This window comes from Salinivibrio sp. PR919, from assembly GCF_001995355.1.
In the GTDB taxonomy this organism is placed as follows: domain Bacteria; phylum Pseudomonadota; class Gammaproteobacteria; order Enterobacterales; family Vibrionaceae; genus Salinivibrio; species Salinivibrio proteolyticus.
This window is the reverse complement of sequence record NZ_MUFL01000003.1, coordinates 1-18,494: the sequence shown is the minus strand read 5'-3', so window position 1 is coordinate 18,494 and position 18,494 is coordinate 1. Positions and strand designations below refer to the sequence as shown.

16 protein-coding genes and 1 other RNA gene are annotated in these 18,494 nt (G+C 50.3%); 13 read left to right on the top strand and 4 right to left on the bottom strand.

Translation table 11 applies throughout. From position 1 onward, the window contains the following. Nucleotides 1-54: 54 nt before the first annotated feature. From BZG83_RS00900 to BZG83_RS00890, 3 genes are read left to right on the top strand one after another with little or no spacing between them, the layout of a single operon-like run. Nucleotides 55-522, top strand: coding sequence for an Lrp/AsnC family transcriptional regulator (locus BZG83_RS00900; RefSeq protein WP_077479010.1), 468 nt, complete (start codon nt 55-57; stop codon nt 520-522). 42 nt (nt 523-564) lie between these two features. Beyond that, on the top strand, nt 565-2,325 hold the full coding sequence (locus tag BZG83_RS00895; protein ID WP_077479009.1) for an ABC transporter transmembrane domain-containing protein: 1,761 nt from the start codon (nt 565-567) through the stop codon (nt 2,323-2,325). After that, nucleotides 2,318-4,078, top strand: a complete 1,761-nt coding sequence (locus BZG83_RS00890; RefSeq protein ID WP_069588012.1) for an ABC transporter transmembrane domain-containing protein — start codon at nt 2,318-2,320, stop codon at nt 4,076-4,078. The genes BZG83_RS00895 and BZG83_RS00890 overlap by 8 nt, the downstream gene beginning before the upstream one ends. 89 nt (nt 4,079-4,167) lie before the next feature. Here the strand turns inward: BZG83_RS00890 and tesB are convergent, their stop codons facing one another. After that, nucleotides 4,168-5,031 carry an acyl-CoA thioesterase II gene (tesB, locus tag BZG83_RS00885; protein WP_077479008.1) on the bottom strand — a complete coding sequence of 288 codons (864 nt, stop codon included), beginning with the start codon at nt 5,029-5,031 and terminating at the stop codon, nt 4,168-4,170. Between the two features lie 99 nt (nt 5,032-5,130). Here tesB and BZG83_RS00880 point away from each other — a divergent pair, with 99 nt between their 5' ends. The 7 genes from BZG83_RS00880 (at nt 5,131) to BZG83_RS00850 (ending at nt 11,972) form a co-directional block, all read left to right on the top strand. Next, the gene (locus tag BZG83_RS00880) at nt 5,131-5,550 is read left to right on the top strand and encodes a YbaY family lipoprotein (RefSeq protein ID WP_077479007.1); all 420 of its coding nucleotides are present in this window, start codon (nt 5,131-5,133) and stop codon (nt 5,548-5,550) included. Nucleotides 5,551-5,591: 41 nt separating this feature from the next. Next, entirely contained in the window at nt 5,592-6,320 is a 729-nt protein-coding gene (locus tag BZG83_RS00875; protein ID WP_077479006.1) for a hypothetical protein, read from the top strand. Nucleotides 6,321-6,448: 128 nt separating this feature from the next. Next, an RNA gene (gene ffs / locus BZG83_RS00870) (signal recognition particle sRNA small type) lies at nt 6,449-6,545 on the top strand. 178 nt (nt 6,546-6,723) lie between these two features. After that, entirely contained in the window at nt 6,724-8,121 is a 1,398-nt protein-coding gene (locus BZG83_RS00865) for an ATP-binding protein (RefSeq protein WP_077479005.1), read from the top strand. Further along, a complete protein-coding gene (locus BZG83_RS00860) occupies nt 8,118-8,762 on the top strand; it encodes a response regulator transcription factor (protein ID WP_077479004.1) in 645 nt (214 codons plus the stop codon). Before BZG83_RS00865 ends, BZG83_RS00860 begins: the two co-directional genes overlap by 4 nt. Further along, nucleotides 8,759-9,637: a DUF2861 family protein gene (locus BZG83_RS00855; RefSeq protein ID WP_077479003.1), complete on the top strand. Its 879-nt coding sequence runs from the start codon at nt 8,759-8,761 to the stop codon at nt 9,635-9,637. Before BZG83_RS00860 ends, BZG83_RS00855 begins: the two co-directional genes overlap by 4 nt. A gap of 73 nt (nt 9,638-9,710) precedes the next feature. Further along, on the top strand, nt 9,711-11,972 hold the full coding sequence (locus tag BZG83_RS00850; RefSeq protein WP_108743618.1) for a glycoside hydrolase: 2,262 nt from the start codon (nt 9,711-9,713) through the stop codon (nt 11,970-11,972). Nucleotides 11,973-12,046: 74 nt separating this feature from the next. Here the strand turns inward: BZG83_RS00850 and BZG83_RS00845 are convergent, their stop codons facing one another. The 3 genes from BZG83_RS00845 to BZG83_RS17080 all read right to left on the bottom strand — a co-directional run bounded on the left by BZG83_RS00845 (nt 12,047) and on the right by BZG83_RS17080 (nt 15,460). After that, nucleotides 12,047-12,523 carry a Dps family protein gene (locus BZG83_RS00845; protein WP_069588020.1) on the bottom strand — a complete coding sequence of 159 codons (477 nt, stop codon included), beginning with the start codon at nt 12,521-12,523 and terminating at the stop codon, nt 12,047-12,049. Between the two features lie 156 nt (nt 12,524-12,679). Beyond that, nucleotides 12,680-13,996, bottom strand: coding sequence for an HD-GYP domain-containing protein (locus BZG83_RS00840; RefSeq protein WP_241825788.1), 1,317 nt, complete (start codon nt 13,994-13,996; stop codon nt 12,680-12,682). A 168-nt stretch (nt 13,997-14,164) separates the two neighbouring features. Further along, complete coding sequence (locus tag BZG83_RS17080; RefSeq protein WP_077479000.1) at nt 14,165-15,460, bottom strand: methyl-accepting chemotaxis protein; 1,296 nt, start codon at nt 15,458-15,460, stop codon at nt 14,165-14,167. 422 nt (nt 15,461-15,882) lie between these two features. On the opposite strand from BZG83_RS17080, the gene BZG83_RS00830 reads away from it, so the two are divergent. The 3 genes from BZG83_RS00830 to cydB all read left to right on the top strand — a co-directional run. After that, on the top strand, nt 15,883-16,446 hold the full coding sequence (locus BZG83_RS00830; protein WP_069588024.1) for a GbsR/MarR family transcriptional regulator: 564 nt from the start codon (nt 15,883-15,885) through the stop codon (nt 16,444-16,446). 18 nt (nt 16,447-16,464) lie between these two features. Further along, nucleotides 16,465-17,808: a cytochrome ubiquinol oxidase subunit I gene (locus BZG83_RS00825; protein ID WP_077478999.1), complete on the top strand. Its 1,344-nt coding sequence runs from the start codon at nt 16,465-16,467 to the stop codon at nt 17,806-17,808. 2 nt (nt 17,809-17,810) lie between these two features. Further along, a partial coding sequence (gene cydB, locus BZG83_RS00820; protein WP_108744042.1) for a cytochrome d ubiquinol oxidase subunit II occupies nt 17,811-18,494 on the top strand: 684 nt, incomplete at its 3' end.

Below are 18,494 nucleotides of genomic sequence, written 5' to 3'. Positions count from 1 at the left end.
CCACCAAAAGAGAAAAATAAACTCACGTATAGCACTTAATGGAAATAATTTTTCATGACTGTCACTTTAGATGAGATAGATCGCACTTTACTCGCGGCGCTACAGGAAGATGCCAACTGGTCTGTGGCTGCGTTGGCCGAACGGGTGAATTTAACCACGACTCCCTGTTGGAAGCGGCTGAAACGGCTGGAATCACAAGGGGTGATCCGCGGGCGGGTGGCATTGCTTGACCCCGAAACCGTTGGCCTCGCATTTACCGCTTTCGTCCATATCAAAACCAATGACCACAGTGAGCAGTGGTACAAGACCTTTACCGAGGTGGTGACCGAGTTCCCTGAGGTGATGGAATTCTACCGTATGGCGGGAGAATATGATTACATGATGAAGGTGCAGGTGGCTGATATGACTCGATTTGATCATTTTTATAAAAAGCTGGTCAATTCTGTGCCAAGTCTGAATAATGTGACATCAACATTCGCCATGGAAGCGCTTAAGTACACCACCGCCTTACCGATCCGATAGGTCGTTCTGATGATAAAAAGGCGGGGATAAAAAGGAGACCTCATGAAGGTGTTTTGGCAGTTAGGCTGGTTTTTTAAACGTGAATGGCGTCGTTATGTCGGCGCCATGATTATTTTGGTATTTGTCTCTGTCTTCGAGCTCATTCCACCGATGGCTGTGGGCCATGTGGTCGATGGCGTGGTCGCGGGCGAGATTTCCACTGAGCTATTGATGTGGTTACTTGCGGGTATGCTAGCCATTTGGGTGGTGGTATATGTGCTACGCATTGTGTGGCGAGTCTGGCTATTTGGTGCCGCGGCCGAGCTAGGTACTGTGCTGCRCAACCGGCTTTATGATCATTTTACTCGCCAATCACCGCATTTTTTCCGTCGCTATCCGAGTGGCGATATCATGGCTCGCTCTACCAATGATGTAAAAGCAGTGGTAATGACCGCCGGTGAAGGAGTCCTGACCGCTGGGGATTCTATTATCACAGGTGCGGCCGTGCTCATTGTGATGGTGAGCCAAATTAGCTGGCAGCTCACACTCTTAGCCCTGTTACCGATGCCGGTAATGGCAGTACTGGTCAATCGCTTTGGCCGTCGTTTGCACCATACCTTCACCGAATCACAAGCTGCGTTTTCTGAGCTGTCAGAGGTGAGTCAGTCCTCACTGTCGGCGGTGCGTATGGTACGTGCATTCGGCTTAGAGCAGCACCAGATGAATCAGTTTGATCAAGTTGCCGATCGTACTGGGGAGAAAAACCTCGCGGTGGCACGGGTTGATGCGCTGTTTTCGCCGGTGATCCAAGGCACCATTGGCGCCTCGTTTTTCCTAACCGTGTCTGGCGGTGGCTACTTGGTCGCTAACGGTGAGATTTCGCTTGGGGATCTTACCGCRTTTACCTTGTATCAAGGCTTGATGATCTGGCCGATGCTCGCGGTGGCGTGGCTGTTTAATATCATTGAGCGTGGGCGCGCGGCTTGGACGCGGATTGATGCGTTGCTGCAAGAGCAACCAGACATTGTTGGCGGTGACACGCCGCTGCCTGACACCATGCAGCCGCTAGCACTGGCCATTGAGCAGTTTAAGTGGCAACCGGRTGACAGTTTTGCCCTCAAAGATATCCATGTGACGCTTCCGCCTGGGGCCATGCTGGGGATTGCCGGCCCAGTCGGCAGTGGTAAATCAACCTTATTGCAATTGCTGCTTCATCTGACCCAGCTTGAAAAGGGCGATATTCGCTATGGTGATGTGTCGATAGCGGAGGCTGACTTGTCGTCATGGCGACAACGTTTCGCGGTGGTGACGCAAACGCCGTTTTTGTTTTCGCGCTCGATTGCGGAAAACATCGCCCTTGGTCGTCCGGATGCGACCCAAGCAGAAATCGAGCAGGCGGCGACACTTGCCTGCATTGATGAAGACATCCGTCAGCTGCCGCACGGGTATGAAACCGCGGTGGGTGAAAAAGGGATCACCTTATCTGGCGGTCAAAAGCAGCGTATTTCCATTGCCCGCGCCTTGTTGGTGGAAGCGGAGTGCTTGATTTTGGATGATGCCTTGTCGGCGGTTGATGGTGACACCGAGCACCGCATTTTGCAGAACCTGCAACAGCATCAGCATACCCGTACCACGATAGTGATTGCCCACCGCTTATCGGCACTCGAAAACGCCGATGAAATTGTGGTACTCAGCCACGGGCAAGTCCGAGAGCGTGGCCAGCATCGCCAATTGATTCAACAGCCAGGATGGTATCAAGAAATGCACCAATATCAGCAGCTGGAAGCGGCATTGGAAGCCGATGAGGAGCCGCGCCATGACTAAGCGAGAGATCTTATTTCGATTGCTAAGCTACATGCGCCGCGACAGGCGTCAATTTGTGATTGCCACGATTTTCTTGCTGGTGGCGGCTGTGGCCGAAGTAACAGGGCCTTATTTGGTGCAAATCTTTCTCGATAATTATGTCGCCAAAGACCATTATCCGGCGATGATCATGTGGGCACTGGCAGTCGGTTATATCGTATCGACCATTGTCTCCGCGGGCTTTCAGTATCAGTACGAGCTGCGTTTTAACACTATGGCGGTGGCCATCATTCAACGTATTCGCAAAGCGGTGTTCGCCAATGTGATTAAACAGCCTCTGTCAGCTTTTGATTATGTGCCAATGGGGCGGATTGTATCGCGCTTGACCAATGACACCGAGTCGTTGAAAGAGCTGTATGTGTCGGTGCTTTCTACCTTTTTACGCAACATCGCACTGATTGGTGTGATGCTGGTGGCGATGCTGATGCTCAGTGTGCAACTGACAATGGTGGTTTTGGTGCTACTGCCGTGTGTGGTGCTGGTGATGGCGCGCTATCAAAAACGCTCAGCGCCTGCGTATCGTCGGGCGCGAGATCGGCTAGCAGATATCAACGGGGTGATGAATGAATCTGTGCTCGGTATGAATTTGATCCAGCTAATGCAGCAAGAGCGGGCGTTCTCCTCGCGATTCAGTGATATGACTGCGGATCACTTGGATGCCATGGTCACCATTCAGCGCCTGAACGGGATCTATCTCCGCCCTTTGATTGATTTATTGGCGGGGGCCGCCTTGCTGTCTTTGGTGGCTATCTTCGGCTTTAGCGGCACAGCAGTGATTGGTGTTGGGGTGCTGTACGCCTTTTTAAGCTATTTGGGGCGGATCACCGAGCCATTAATTGAAATGATGCAGCAACTGTCACTGCTTCAGCAGGCTATCTCGGCCGGTGAGCGGCTTTTCGAAATGATGGATACGCCGCCTGAGCAATATGGTCATGACACCACGCCGATCCCTGATGGTGCCATTGCACTGCAGAATGTGTCGTTTTCCTATGATGGTGAAACACCGGTGTTGTCAGACGTGAATGTAGACGTCCCGGCCGGCGGCTTTCTGGCGTTGGTGGGACATACGGGCAGCGGTAAATCAACTTTGGCGTCGTTACTGATGGGATTTTATCGCGCAGGTGAGGGGACGCTGACGCTGGGTGGATTACCAATTGAAAGCTTGAGTCATCAAAGCTTGCGTGAGGGCGTTGCCATGGTGCAACAAGATCCGCACATGCTGACGGGGAGTTTGCGAGAAAACATCGCGCTGGGGCAGACGCTGGACGATGAAAAAATCTGGCATGCGCTCGAACAAGTGGCGCTGGCAGATTACGTGAAAGGGTTGCCAGCGGGGCTGGATACCTTACTTGGCGAGGGCGGGATGACCTTTTCTGCCGGTCAGCGCCAGTTGTTGGCTCTGGCGCGCGTGTTGGTGCGTCAGCCTAAAATTCTGATCCTTGATGAAGCCACCGCCAATATCGACTCCGGTACTGAAGAGCTTGTACAACAGGCGCTGAATCGGTTACGCCAACAGATGACGGTGGTGGTGATTGCGCACCGCTTATCGACCATTGCCGAGGCCGATAACATCCTTGTCTTGCATCGTGGCCGCGTGATTGAGCAAGGACGTCATCAAAGCCTGCTGCGTCAGCAAGGCCGCTACTGGCAGATGTATCAACTCCAGCAAGCCAGCGCGCATTTAGCCGCATTAGAGGAAGAGGCGCAGGTGTAGCGGTCCAGTCATGGGTGAAACAGATAAAAAGGGGCGCAATGCCCCTTTTTTGTATTGCTCAGACTCGTTCACACTCGAGACGTTGATGGCTAGGAGAGTTTACGCATCAAGCCTTCTTGGGTGGCTGAGGCGATAAGATCGCCTTGCTGATTGAAAAGTTCGCCGCGTACAAAGCCACGCGCACCACTGGCGGAGGGGCTTTCAATCGCAAACAACAGCCACTCATCCATTCTAAACGGACGGTGGAACCACATGGAGTGATCAATGGTGGCCACTTTCATGCCCGGCGTAAGCAGCGTCACTGCGTGAGGCTGCAAGGCCGTGACCAAAAAGCCCCAATCGGCGGCATAGCCGAGTAAATACTGATGGACATGAAAATCGTCTCCCGCTTCACCATTGGCGCGGATCCATAGATATTGCTTAGCCGGCGCGGCATGGGGCTTAAGTGGGTTGATCACCGTGGCAGGTCGCACTTCAATTGGCTTGTCACCCCCAAAGGCTTTGACCACATTGGGGGGAAGCTTGTGAGCGATATCATTGACAAGTGACTGCTCAGAGCGCAAGGTCTCGGGCGCTGGCACGTCGGTTGGCATGGTGTTTTGATGCTCAAAGCTTTCTTCCTCCTCTTGATAAGACGCCGTCAAATAGAAGATGGGTTTGCCGTTTTGCACCGCTTTGATCCGTCGCGTACTGAAACTTTTTCCGTCTCTGAGTATCTCAACGTCGTAGATGATCGGCTGCTCAGGATCGCCTGGGCGCAGAAAATAACTGTGGAATGAATGCAAAAAGCGATCAGGGTCGACCGAGGTTTTAGAGGCCGATAGGGCCTGCCCAATGACCTGCCCACCATACACCTGTGGCAGTCCAAGGTTTTCACTTTGACCTCGGTAAAGGCCAGTATCTAACCGCTCAAGCTGCAGTAATTGTAAGAGTTCTGTCAGTGGTTGGCTCATAAGTCTTTGATACGTGCTATGCTTCCAGTGTTATTGATCAAGCTATCATAACCTTAGCGTTTTTGCCGCATTCAAACGCGTACCAGTGAGGATTCTTTAATGAAGAAACTATCGTTTCTGTTGTTCGCCTTATTCACTGCCTTAGTGTTTACTGCCTGTTCAGGGAATAGCCAACCTAATGATTTAGCGAGTGTTTCCGGCACTTTAGTGTATCGTGAGCGACTTGCTTTACCTGAGAATGCCAGCGTCACGGTCCGTTTGGTAGAAATGAAAAAAATGGGTTCACCCGGTAAAGAGATTAGCCGACAATCATTCGTAACCGAAGGCCAGCAAGTGCCTATTCTCTTTTCACTGAATTACGATCCGAGCCAAATTTCTCCAATACACACATACGTCGTCACGGCACAAATTGATGTGAACGAACGCCCGCTGTTTATCACCAATACCGTCAATAAGGTGATCACGGATACGAATCATACCTTTGATCCCACCCTGACACTGGTGCGAGTCGGCAACTAATCACTACACTGAGAAGAGTCAGTGGAGCACAAGGAGTGTGCATGCGGATCTCTTCTTTGCTTTGGCCTGCGTTGCTTGTCGCTATTGCAGCGGCAGCCAGTTTGGTCTCCGGTTTTTCGTTATCCAGTTGGGCGATTTTCGTCCCGGCTGTTTTTTTCTTTTACCCCGAGACACTCACGAGTTGGTTACTTGTGTTGGCGATGGGGGCGTTTGCCTATGCCATGCCCCAGCTGCCTGCATTGCTCAGTGCAACCAGTTTACTGATGCTGCCCGCCTTGTCATTGTTGATGAACCCCTTGCGTCATATACATGTCAAACTATTGCTGGGTTCAGTGATGGTTGCAATGTTGACCGGCATTATGGCACTGCAATCGGAGGCAAAACTCGCCGGTTCACCTTGGCTATTCACTGTCTTATTGCTGGGATTAGTCGTGGCATGGGGCGCGCTACAGCAATGGCGCTCGTACATGCCACCTCGGCAAAGTGCATGGCTTTTGCTACCAGTGCTTGCCGTGCTGCTTGGTTGGCCGACTGCGCTTTGGTGTGTTTCTGTTGTGGCGGTGATCTGGTTATTGCAGTGGATAGGGCTGACTCCACGGTTTGCCTCCTCGCGTCCCATCGCTTTACATGTATTACCTTGCGTTCCTTTTTTGGTGATCACGCTAGTGACACCCTCACAACTTACCATGTCGCTTTTGGTCGCGTGGGCAACGATGCTAGCGGCAATTTGGATCGGGGAATACTTGTTTTTGGAAGAGCCGGACGACTGACTGGGTGGATATTGCTCATAAGATCAACAGTTAAGCGGCGAAGCTATCAATCCTCCTTGCATTGCATCCAGCCATGCCACATAATGCCCCGCAGTTAAGCAAGCTTAACGACATATCGATGGAGGCCTCCTTGGTTCTCCCGCAACACTATCTTGTGTACTGGGTCAGGTCCGGAAGGAAGCAGCCCGCGCTTGGGACGTGTGTGCCGGGATGCAGCTGGGGAGGCCTCCGCCCTTTCTGCTCTTCGCTTTTTCTCTTATTCTTCGTCGCGTACCCTTCTTTTAATCCATTTATGCGACACGCTTCATTGATAACGTTGATGTTGACACTCGGGTGACACAGCCCCTTACCGCTTAGCTATGATTTAATCATTAGTCGCAATGATAGGTCTGGGGAGAATCGATTGGGTTTTCGAGCGTTAGCCGCGTTACTGTTCGCTTTACTAAGCAGTCAAGTGGCGGCCAGTGAGCTACAAACGCAACTCAAGGGCTTTTATGATGAAGCGTGGCAGGCCGGTCATTTGGTGGTGGCTCAGCCTTCGCTCAATGCATACTCGCAAAACCTGCTGCAAAGCCAAGCACAGTACCCCGATTTTACGCATTTTAACTGGCAAGATCTGGCTGCATTGCATCAGGCGGCGCAGCGGTGTCAAGCCAATCCCCGCATTGTCGATCCCCAGTTATTGATTGCGCAGCGCTTTGAACTTGCTTTGTGTAACGGTCAATCATTACCGCCAGCATGGTTTGTGGAAAATCCGTTATTGCATCCAGCGGGAGGCAGTTATGCGGACCGTTATCTTGCCGCTTATCCGATGACATCACCACCACCTGAAATTATCCAACGGCTGACACTCGATAACGCACAGCACCCCCTACACCAGTCATTGAATGACCTGAGTGCGCAAGGGCGTGACGCGTTACTGAGTGGTTATCGTGCCTATCTAGATAATCACCAGTTGTGGTTGAATGGCGAATTGGGGTGGAAGGTATTGCCTCAATCTGTGTGGTCGCCGATTGCGGAGCATTATCGACTCAGTTTGTCGACTGAGTCGACCGGCTGTGACTATCGCTATGGCAATATTTGCAACCAACTCCACCCGGCTTATCAAGGTGTATTTACCGCGATACTCGTGCTGGTCTGTATTGCTTTAGTGATCGGGCTAGCGCGTAGTGTGTATGATCGTTATCAACAGCGTCGAGAGCGACAATTTATACTTCAACTGCTGACGCATGAGTTACGCACGCCGATTGCCAGCTTGGGGTTAACCGTCGAAATGCTGCGTAATCAATTCGACCAACTCAGCGAAGATGCGCAAGATGTATTGTGGCGACTGTTGGCCGATCATCAAAGGTTGAGTCAATTGACCGAAACCAGCAAAGGCTACTTGAGTACGGATAAGAGTGAGCAGTTTAAGACCCAAACGGCATCGCTGTCTGATTGGCTCGATCACGTATGTGACCCCTTTGATATTGACTATACCCTCGAGGACGATCGCACGCTGACGTTACCCTTCTATTGGTTATCGATTTGCTTGGAAAATTTGATTAAAAACGCGCATCAACATGGTGGGGAAACCGTATGGATTCGTGTGTGTGTGGGAAAACGTGTCCGTGTTTGTGTTTACGATGATGGCGTGTTTCCGTCATGGTGGCAGCGATTATGGCGGCGCTGTCAAGCGCCAACCTCGGAACACAATATGGGCATTGGATTGTTCTTGGTGGCGCGTTTAATGCGTCAAATGGGCGGAAAGCTATTGATAAAACGGCACCCGACTTGCTGTATCTTGGAGTTACCCCAATGAGCCACTTATTATTGATTGAAGACGATAAATTATTGGGTGAGGGCCTACGTCAGTTTTTAGAAACACAAGGTTTTAACTGTACTTGGTTGATGGAAAGCGCAAAGGTTGAGAAGCATTGGTATCACGCGGACTTAGTGATCTTGGATCGCCAATTGGCAGACGGCGACAGCTTGGCGCATCTCCCTACTTGGCTGGCATTGAAAGCGTTACCTGTCATTGTATTAACCGCTAAAATTGAAGTGGAGCAACGGGTTGAAGGTTTGATGGCGGGCGCTAAAGACTATGTGGTCAAGCCATTTGCACATCAGGAACTGTTGGCCCGTATTTATGCCCAGCTTCGTCCCTTGGGAGAGAGTCAACTGCTGTATGGCAGTATCAAGGTCGAGCCCGGTTCACGCGCGGTATATTGGCAAAATGAAGCGGTCACGCTAAAGCCCAAAGAGTTTGATTTATTATTGTTGCTTTTACAAAACCAAGGTCGGGTGTTTCACCGCGAGGAGCTGCTTAATAAAATCTGGGGTTATCAAGCCTTTCCGACAACTCGAACCGTGGATAATCATGTCTTGCGTTTACGGCAAAAACTCCCTGATCTTGCCATCGAAACTCACCGTGGGGTGGGGTATAGGTTGATAGCACAATGATGTGGCACCGTATCGGTATCGCAGCCCTTTGGGGCTTGACTAGTATCAGCGCGCAGGCTGAACAATCTTGGTTTATGGATACGCCCATGCGCGAGGCTTATCAGGCGCTGTTGGTCGAACAGCCCACATTAGCTTGGCAAGAGTTGATGTTTGCGCTGACGCAAGCGCCCGTTGACGAGTCGCACTGGGCGGCACTAAAACACGCCATTATTAATCAAACTGATTGCGGACAGCGTTTGACCGAGCCTAATGGCAAAGGGATCCCTCATGGTTTGACCATTTCTTTTGTACGTCGCGCGGGGGCGTCGAGCCTTGGCTATGAAATCAAGCTCTCGGCGGAGAAGGTGGTAAAAACAACGCGAGTCACACTTATGGATCCTAGTGGGCAAACGGTGTTAAGCGCCACACTTACGGCGCAAGCCAGCTATCAAGAGATTGAGTCTGGCCAATTGTTTACCCAAGTGGATCCGGGCGTTTACGAACTCAAACTTGGCGATCAGCATTACAGTTTGGTGATTTACGGACTACCGCGTCGTCCTTGGGTACAACTCACCGGCCATCCTGATATGCAACTGGCGATTGATTTACCGACAACGCCACAAAGCTGTGCCCCTGCCACGGCGTATTGGCTATGGTTGGACGATGCCTATCGTTGGGTGGATCAAGCGCCAATTTATGCCTCTGGACGAACCGCTGAGGGTGCATTACCCGTTAAGGTTGATTTGCCGACGTCTCCGCCTGCTACTGCAAGCCACTTGAGTGCAACCGTGAGTCACTTTGAATACCAAGGCTCGATCAAGGTGAGCTATGTTGAGCGATTAGCACTACCCCTACCCAATGCTGTCGAGCGCACTGACGCAGTGAATAGCGAATAAAGAGACAGCGAGGTGACAAATAAGGGAGGAAGTTGACATCTAATAGCGCGCTGACATCAACTGGAGACATCGCGTGAACCTATCATCTTTTTATTGTTCTTGTGTTGCGTTGAGCCTAACGCTATTCAGCTTAACTCCCTACGCAGCGCCTCTCACTTTGACCCATCAAGATACACACGTCACCATTAACCCTAGCGATCTGAGGATGCACTGGGACAGCCTACCCATTAATGACGCTAATTTGGCGGTGGGTCAGCAGCCCCAGCAGGTGGTGAATATACGTCACCTAGCGCCAAATCAAGTTAACTGGCGCTGGGTACCTGCCAATATCGAGGTATCTGCCACCTTGGATAACGTGTTGACGTTGTCTATGTCGTTGGATGACAACGCTAAAGTGACACGCCAACGCCCCGTTTCAGTGAATTGGTTTAATTTACCGGTCGAGGACACCCAAGCCTTATTATTGCCGTTTAGCGAAGGAATGCGAATACCCACGGATCATCCGCAATGGATTGACTATCTGCAGGCAAGCCGAGATGGTGCGAATACCACGCAAGATCTAAAAATGCCGTTTTGGACAGCTCAGATAGGTCGTCAATATGTCAGTTACCATCTAGTCACCGCCACCAATAACCGACTGAGTTTTGCTCGCAAACATGACAAACTTGCGACGGGCGCGGTTCATACCTTTACGCCGTTAAATCGCCATGACCCCTTTGTGGTAAGGATTAAACCGGGTCAGCATCCATTGGATGGGGCTAAATGGTATCGCCAGTGGCGGCAAGGGCAGCATCAAGCAACCTCGTTGGCGAAAAAAGTGCAACAAAACCCTGAAACGGCCAAGCTAATTGGCGCGACCCATGTGTATTTATTTGGTCAAGGACCGCTTGCGCGTGATGATGTGAAGGATTGGTGGGGACTTAAACATTGGGCGCTGAATACGTCACCATTGCCGCTTGATGATGAGACCAAAGCGGTGCTCCGAGAGCTTTCCGGTGACCAAGGCTGGTTTAGCAAATATCATAAAAACACTTTGGTGAATGGCATTAATCGTGCATTGGCAGAGATCTTTTCGGCGACCGCTCCCACCGAAAAAGACAATACCATCAAACAGCAGTATCAGGCCGCGCAGCAACGTAAAAAGTGGTTAGCTTCGAGGGCAGGACAGTACCTTAAACCGGCAGACCAGTGGGGGCAGGGGCTTTCCACTGAGATGCTCGACAGTTTACACAAAGCGGGTATCCGTCAATTGTGGTTAGGCTTGGACAATTGGATGCCGGCATTTTATCAGCCGCATGTCGTCGAAAAAGCCAAGCAAGCGGGCTATTTAATTGGCCCCTATGACTCCTACAATACCGCGATCCCACGTGGCGTGAACGATAGCTGGCTGACTGCACAATTACCGGATGTGATGCGCACATCGTGTGCGATTGAACAGCGCAATGGCAAATTGAAAAAAGGGTTTCGCGGCAACGGCTTCTATCTCAATCCTGCCTGTGATGTTGATTATGTCGCTCAGCGTATCGCCGATATCATTAAATATGGACATTTCAATAGCTTGTTTATTGATGTGGATGCGACTGCGATGGCGCGAGAAGATTATCGCCGGGATACTCGCGAAGTCGATATGCTGGCGGCGTTCAATCAACGGATGAAATCGATCGTAGATCGTCAGGCTGTCGTGTTGGGCTCGGAAGATGGCAACAGTTTGACCACGCAGGGCATCGCTTTTGCTCATGGCCTAGAAACGATTGGTTTTGGATGGACAGATAAAGACATGAAGTCTAATCGTGCATCTCCCTATTATCTCGGTCCTTGGTATCCGGATAACAAGCCCGCTTTTTTCTTTCAGCCGGCGAAAGTGAAGCCGCTGTACCAAGCATTGTTATTTGCGCCCCAATTTCGTATCCCGCTTTATCAAGCGGTGTTCCATGATGAGGTGATCAATAGCCACCATTGGCATAGCGATAGCCTAAAGTTTACCAATGTCCGAGCCGAGCGAGATTTATTGGCCATGCTCTATAATGTACCCGCCATGGTGCATTTAAGTCGTGATGAAGCAACGTCGCCATCGCAACCTCGGATTCGTGCGATTAAACATTACCAACAGGGCTTTATGCCAATTCATCAAGCCCTTTGGGACAAAGCCTTGGTGGACTTTCGCTGGTTGGACGAACGCGGACGCGTGCAGCAGACCCAATTTAGCGATGGGTCGACGCTAACCGCCAACTTTACCGACCAACCAGTCGGTATGTCGGGCATCACTGTGCCCGCAAAAGGCTTGATGGCGCAGTTGAGTGATGGAACGCAAGTGGTTTGGTCTGTGTCTGAGTAGGGTTAAGGTGCGCTAACAGAATATAAAAAAGCCCGCATCACGCGGGCTTTTTGCTGAATCCTACTGACTCATGGTTAGTTTAAGTAAGCGTTGAGCATCCACATCAGTTTTTCCTGCTCGCGGATGTAATCACTCATTAGCGCAGATGTCCCTTCATCGCCTGCATCACCAGCAAGGTTCATGATGTCGCGCTGCAGGGCGATCAAAACACTGAAGCCTTCAACCAGTGCGCGGACACCAGCTTGGCCATTCGCTTCAGGATCGTGCTCTTTGATCTCACTGACTTTCAAATACTCGCTAAAGCGGTGCTCAGCAGTACCACCGATAGTGAGAATACGTTCAGCGACTTCATCAATCTTGGTTTGAAGATCGGTGTAAATTTCTTCAAATTTAGTGTGCAACTCGAAAAAGTCGTTACCTTTGATGTTCCAGTGAAAGCCACGCACATTGGTGTAAAGCACTTGATAGTTCGCCAATAGTGTGTCCAAACGCGCGCCTAGCTCGGCGGCTTTGCTGCTGTCTAGTCCAATCAATGCTGCTTGTTTACTCATCTAATGCCTCCTTAGTGGCAAAATCAATGTGTTTGACGTCTACAGATAGCAAACGCCAAGCACTGGAAACGGTGTCGCTTCAAATGATGGAAATAGGATAACTGCCCGATATCAAAAAAGAAAATGGGTTAAACCTATATACCTGATAGGGCGTGCCTATGATGTGATCGACGTAGCGTCGTGGACCATAAAGTGATCGGGAAGGGTATCGAGTCCAGCAATGAGCGCATCCAAACACCGTTGGTCGATTGCCGTATCCACCTCTTCACGCATGATACTCAGCGCCTTATCCACGGGAATAGGACCACGATACGGCCGCTCTGCAGTGATGGCGTCGAATATATCCGCGGTAGTAATGATGCGTGTTAGAAGTGATATATCCCCGCCCTGTACTCCATCGGGGTAACCGGTACCATCGAGCTTCTCATGGTGCGCGCTCGCGAATTGGGCGAGATCGTGGAATTGCTGGATCTTCGAGAGAATCGTTTTACTCAATGCGGCATGTTGCTTGACCTGCTCCCACTCGTCGTCGTCAAGTTTACCGGGTTTATCAAGAATATCGTTGCTAACACCCAGTTTACCGACGTCATGGAGCAACGCGCCGCGCTTGAGCCACTTTTTGTCCTGCTCGCTCACGCCAAGCTCGTCTGCGATCAAGCTTGCATACACAGCTACTCGCTCGCTATGGCCGGACGTGAACGGGCTCTTGGCATCGACAATACGGCCAAAGGCAGCGGCTATCGCATCAAGGTAGTTGTCATCCACCCACACCGTTGCGGTAGCAGGAGCCATCGATAGGACCTGTTCTTTCAGTTGGGGGGCATCAAGGTGCTGCCAAAAGTGGGGGGCGTTAGCGCATTCAATAAATGTATCTACCAGGTGAGGGTCAAACCAAGTTCCTCGCCGCGCTTTGATTTCTTGTAGTGCCGCTTCAATGCCGGATTCGGTGCGAAAAACATCAATAACTTGGGTCATCAAAGCGATACGTGCATAAAGAGGGATCGCGTCACCGCTTAAACTGTCAGGGCGTCCACCTCCATCATAGTGCTCGTCTAGGGCGTAAACCGCGTTGGCAACTGCCTCGCTAAACCTTAGTTCACGCACAATTTCTGCACCACGCGTACAACGGGTTTCAATCAGCTCCTGGGCATACATATCCCCGTTTCGTATGATATCTAACGTCGTGGAAAGCTTTTCCATGAAGCTCCGTTTAACACCGGTATTTTTGAGCACGAAATTGAGCACGCTAGATAAACTGCCATCGACAATTTTATAGCGTTGCTTAAAGGATAAATCGTTAGTGAGATAAAGCTCGCAGATCCGTGCGGCATTGCTACTGCACCCCGCATCTTTTAACAGCAAGGCATAGAAAAGATCGTGACGCTGCTGGGGCGAAAAATCGAGCGCATCGGCCAGCTTCATGCCCATCCAAGCACAACGCATACAGTGCTCGGGAGGTTGACCTTCGGTCATGTCGAGCGCCGTACTCAGCGCGACAATGAGCTCCGATAGGCGTAACTCGGACGATGGCTGGCAAGGTATATCTGGCACGCTAATCTCATCTGATTGTTGACGCATAATCCAATGGCTCGGTGTTAGGTTATTAGTTATCTATACGGCCGTTGACGATGTGTATTTTATTCAGTGAGTCAGTCCTCGAACCGTATCCGAGACTTCTTGCGCACCGGCATGGATATCTTTCATCACTTCATCCACCGCCGTGACTTTTTCTTGTCCGAGCGTGGACTGTTCACTTACTCTTTCCATCGCCTCACTGACCCCCTTAATCAGTTGCAGGTTTTCATCAACCACATCCGCGATTTCGGTGGTCGATTTACTGGTTCGCTGTGATAAACCGCGTACTTCATCTGCCACGACCGCAAAACCACGTCCCTGTTCACCGGCTCGAGCAGCCTCAATAGCGGCATTCAATGCGAGCAAATTGGTTTGCTCGGCAATTTGTTTGATGGTGGTGACGATGTTTTCAATGCTTTGCGCATGTTGGTTCAGCTGATTGACCTGGTTGGAGGCTTCTATTGCTTGTTCAGAAACGTTTTGCGATAGCTGCACCGCTTCTTGCAATAGCACGCTACCGCTTTCACTGTCTTTTAGCGTTTGCTCAGACGACGCTTGAGCCAGTTCAGCTGCATGATTCACAGCCTGATTTTTCTTGACGGTATCTGTGATGTTAGTAGCAAATTTAATCACTTTCACTACTCGTCCATTGGCATCGAACACAGGGTTGTACGTGGCTTCTAGCCATACCTCATTGCCGTATTTATCGCGGCGTAAATATTGTCCTGCGGTGAATTGACCGTCTGCCAGTGATTGCCAAAAGTGGGGGAGCTCATCGTAGAAGTCTTGGTCGCAAAAAATACGGTGATGCTGACCGATAATCTCACTGTCTTTATAGTGGACCGTACTAAGAAAATTTTTATTGGCGCGAATAATAGTACCGTCCGGCTCAAATTCTATTACTGCCAATGAGCGATCAATGGCTTCCAATATAGCGTCTTGACGCTTTGATTGTTGGTATCGCTGGGTAACGTCAGCGGCAAGTTTACGTATCTTGGTGACTTTCCCATTTTCATCTTTGATGGGCACATAGGTTGCTTCCATCCAGATTTCATGCCCCTCTTTGTGGCGGCGTCTAAACACGCCTTGCTGAGATTTTCCTTGCGCCAGTGCTTGCCAGAATTGGCGATATTCTGACGAGTTTGCCGTGTCCTCAAAACAGACTGCGCGGTGATGCTGACCGATTACCTCGTCTCGCTGGTAACCGATAATGGCAAGTAAACGATCATTCACATCGATGACCGTCCCGTCGGGCGTAAATAAAATTGAGGCGATGTGTTGTTGGAGAGCATTAAGCTCTGCTTGAAGCTCTGCTTTTTCTTTCTGGCAAGCGTCTAGCGCGCGTTGAGTCTTTTTGAACATAACTACTTACTTCCCGTTGTCCAAACCCGCGGAGTCATTACCTTTTTATAGACTCCACATATGCTCGTAAAAGTGTAGATGTCCGAGTAAGGCTAGGCGCAGTTTTTCCAGAAAATTATTCATCGCTCATAATGATAGCTACCTTATTTGTTGGTGATTCAAATGACTACCGTTGTTTATAAATCTATCAAATATGTATCTGAGTATGTCATCGCTCTTTCGCTGTGCGGCGAAAGCGCTTAACCTATGCAGTCTTAGTCGATTCTCCTTCCCGCAAAYGTAACGTATTCATAACTCTCCTTCATTCCTTGTTACAAATCGACTTTTTTATTTTCAATAATTTCTGAAAATTCGAAATATTCATTGATCCTCAGCAAAGAAACTCCGTATCATTCCCCAGAAGCACTGTGAGGGAGATCAAGATGGAGCTGTCGCAAGAGCTAAGAAATGTGGTGATGCATTTCGGCGAAATGGGAAGTCGGTGGGGATTTAACCGCTCGGTCGGCGAAATGCTGGCACTGATTGTGTTGAGTGAAAAACCGTTAAGTGCCGATGACATTGTGTCGGCGCTCAATATATCTCGTGGCAATGTCAGCATGGCAACCAAAGAATTGCACGGCTGGAACTTGATTCGCTCACAGCGTACCCCCGGAGATAGAAAGGATTACTTTGTGCCTAACGGCACCATCTGGGAGTTGGCGCAGCAGGTACTCGCTGAGAGGAAGAAGCGAGAGGTGGATCCCACCTTATCTATGCTGCGTGCACACTTTATGCGAAGTGAAGATGACGCTGAGAGTCATTCGGTTAAGCAGTTGCATGAGATCCACGATCTTCTCGAGCTGTTTAACCATTGGTTTGACGATGTTCAGCAAATGAAACCTGAGCATTTGAAGAACCTGATGAAACTGGGCAGCAGTGTCGGCAAGCTTCTCGAGCTGTCTGGCAAGTTGTTTCACAGTAAGTCCAACGAACAATCGGGCAGTTAAACTCCTGAGGGTAATGTCATGTTAGATACCTTAATGTTGTCGCGGATCCAATTTGCGGCCAACATCAGCTTTCACATCCTTTTTCCCACTATAACGATCGCCTTAGGGTGGATGCTGGTGTTTTTCAAGTTCAGATATAACCGTACCGGTGAGCAAATCTGGCTAGATACCTATTACTTCTGGGTCAAAGTGTTTGCGTTGACCTTCGCGCTGGGCGTAGTGTCCGGCATCACGATGAGCTTCCAATTCGGGACCAACTGGCCCGGATTTATGGAGAAAGTCGGCAACATCGCTGGCCCATTATTGGGTTATGAAGTGATGACGGCATTTTTCATGGAAGCCACCTTCCTTGGCATTATGTTGTTTGGTAAGAACCGTGTGCCGAATTGGGTTCATACCCTCGCAACCCTGCTCGTGGCGATTGGTACCACCATTTCTGCATTCTGGATTTTGGTGCTCAATAGCTGGATGCATACCCCAACCGGTTTTGAAATCATTGATGGTGTGGTGCACCCAACTAGCTGGTTTGAAGTGATTTTCAATCCGTCGATGCCATACCGCTTAAGCCATATGCTATTAGCGTCTGGTTTGACCGCTTCTTTCTTAATCGCGGGGATCTCTGCTTATCAGAAATTAAAGTCACCGACTTCAGGCGTATCGGACAAGCCTTTGAAAGTGGGTATTACCGCTGCAGCAATTCTGATCCCATTGCAGGTGCTTGTTGGTGACATGCACGGCCTAAACACACTCGAGCATCAGCCACAAAAAATCGCGGCGATGGAAGGTGTGTGGGAAACCGAGCAGGGCGCGCCTTTGCTGCTGTTTGCGGTTCCAAACGAAGAAACACGCTCTAACGACTTTGAAGTGGGGATCCCGAATCTGGCGAGCTTGATTTTGACTCACAAACTCGACGGTGAGATCAAAGGCTTAGAAAGCTTTGAGTATCATCCGCCGGTGAAGCCATTGTTCTTCGGCTTCCGCATTATGGTCGGAGTGGGTGTGCTTATGCTGGTGGTGAGCTGGTTTACCGCTTATCGCGTATGGCGTAATCAACCGATGCCGAAGTGGCATCTGATGGGGCTGGTCGCCATGACATTCTCGGGTTGGGTAGCCACGCTTTCAGGCTGGTATGTCACAGAGATCGGTCGTCAACCTTGGCTAGTGCAGGGGGTGCTAAAAACCGCGGATGCGGTGACACCCGTGGCAAGCTCGCATGTCGGCATTACGTTAACTATCTACCTTACGCTCTACGCGGTGTTGATGGTGGCGTATATCCGTACCTTGTTCTTCTTAGCCAAAAAACGTCTGCCCGAGTACCAGTCAGACAACCACGCTCAGCCGAATAAAGAGGTGAACGCATGAGCATAACTCCTTATCTGCCTGAAATTTATCTGCTGCTGTTTGGCTTCTCGGTATTTATGTATGCCGTGCTCGATGGCTACGACCTTGGAGTGGGGATGCTGTTGCCGAGCTGCAACCAAGCGCAGCGAGACCGTATGATTGCATCGATTGGCCCATTCTGGGATGCGAACGAGACGTGGTTGGTACTGGCGGTAGGTTTGTTGTTGATTGCCTTTCCTGCGGCACACAGCATGATTTTGACCGAGTTGTATTTGCCTACATCCGTGATGCTGGCGGGTCTTATTCTACGTGGTGTGTCGTTTGATTTTCGTGCCAAAGTGAAACCAGAGCGCAAAGACCTTTGGGATCGCTGCTTTAAAGCGGGCTCGTTTATCGCGTCGATGACACAAGGCTACATGATTGGCCGCTATGTACTGGCGTTTGATGACAGCACAGGGGCGTATTTGTTCGCACTGTTAAGTGGCCTTTGTGTGACCGCCGCCTACATCTATATTGGTGGCACTTGGCTGGTGATGAAAACGGAAGGGGACTTGCAAAAGCGCGCGGCGAAATGGTCTCGCCGCGGTGGCTGGCTTGCGGCGCTTGGCGTATTAGCTATCAGTATTGTCAATCCGCTGGTGAGTGAGACAGTAGCCGAGCGTTGGTTTGGCTTCCCTGAGATTTTATTACTGGCACCCGTGCCACTG

Coding starts and splice junctions, on each gene's coding strand:
- BZG83_RS00900 (WP_077479010.1), top strand. CDS start 55: ATGACTGTCACTTTAGATGAGATAGATCGCACTTTACTCGCGGCGCTA.
- BZG83_RS00890 (WP_069588012.1), top strand. CDS start 2,318: ATGACTAAGCGAGAGATCTTATTTCGATTGCTAAGCTACATGCGCCGC.
- tesB (WP_077479008.1), bottom strand. CDS start 5,031: ATGAGCCAACCACTGACAGAACTCTTACAATTACTGCAGCTTGAGCGG.
- BZG83_RS00880 (WP_077479007.1), top strand. CDS start 5,131: ATGAAGAAACTATCGTTTCTGTTGTTCGCCTTATTCACTGCCTTAGTG.
- BZG83_RS00875 (WP_077479006.1), top strand. CDS start 5,592: ATGCGGATCTCTTCTTTGCTTTGGCCTGCGTTGCTTGTCGCTATTGCA.
- BZG83_RS00860 (WP_077479004.1), top strand. CDS start 8,118: ATGAGCCACTTATTATTGATTGAAGACGATAAATTATTGGGTGAGGGC.
- BZG83_RS00855 (WP_077479003.1), top strand. CDS start 8,759: ATGATGTGGCACCGTATCGGTATCGCAGCCCTTTGGGGCTTGACTAGT.
- BZG83_RS00845 (WP_069588020.1), bottom strand. CDS start 12,523: ATGAGTAAACAAGCAGCATTGATTGGACTAGACAGCAGCAAAGCCGCC.
- BZG83_RS00840 (WP_241825788.1), bottom strand. CDS start 13,996: ATGACCGAAGGTCAACCTCCCGAGCACTGTATGCGTTGTGCTTGGATG.
- BZG83_RS17080 (WP_077479000.1), bottom strand. CDS start 15,460: ATGTTCAAAAAGACTCAACGCGCGCTAGACGCTTGCCAGAAAGAAAAA.
- BZG83_RS00830 (WP_069588024.1), top strand. CDS start 15,883: ATGGAGCTGTCGCAAGAGCTAAGAAATGTGGTGATGCATTTCGGCGAA.
- BZG83_RS00825 (WP_077478999.1), top strand. CDS start 16,465: ATGTTAGATACCTTAATGTTGTCGCGGATCCAATTTGCGGCCAACATC.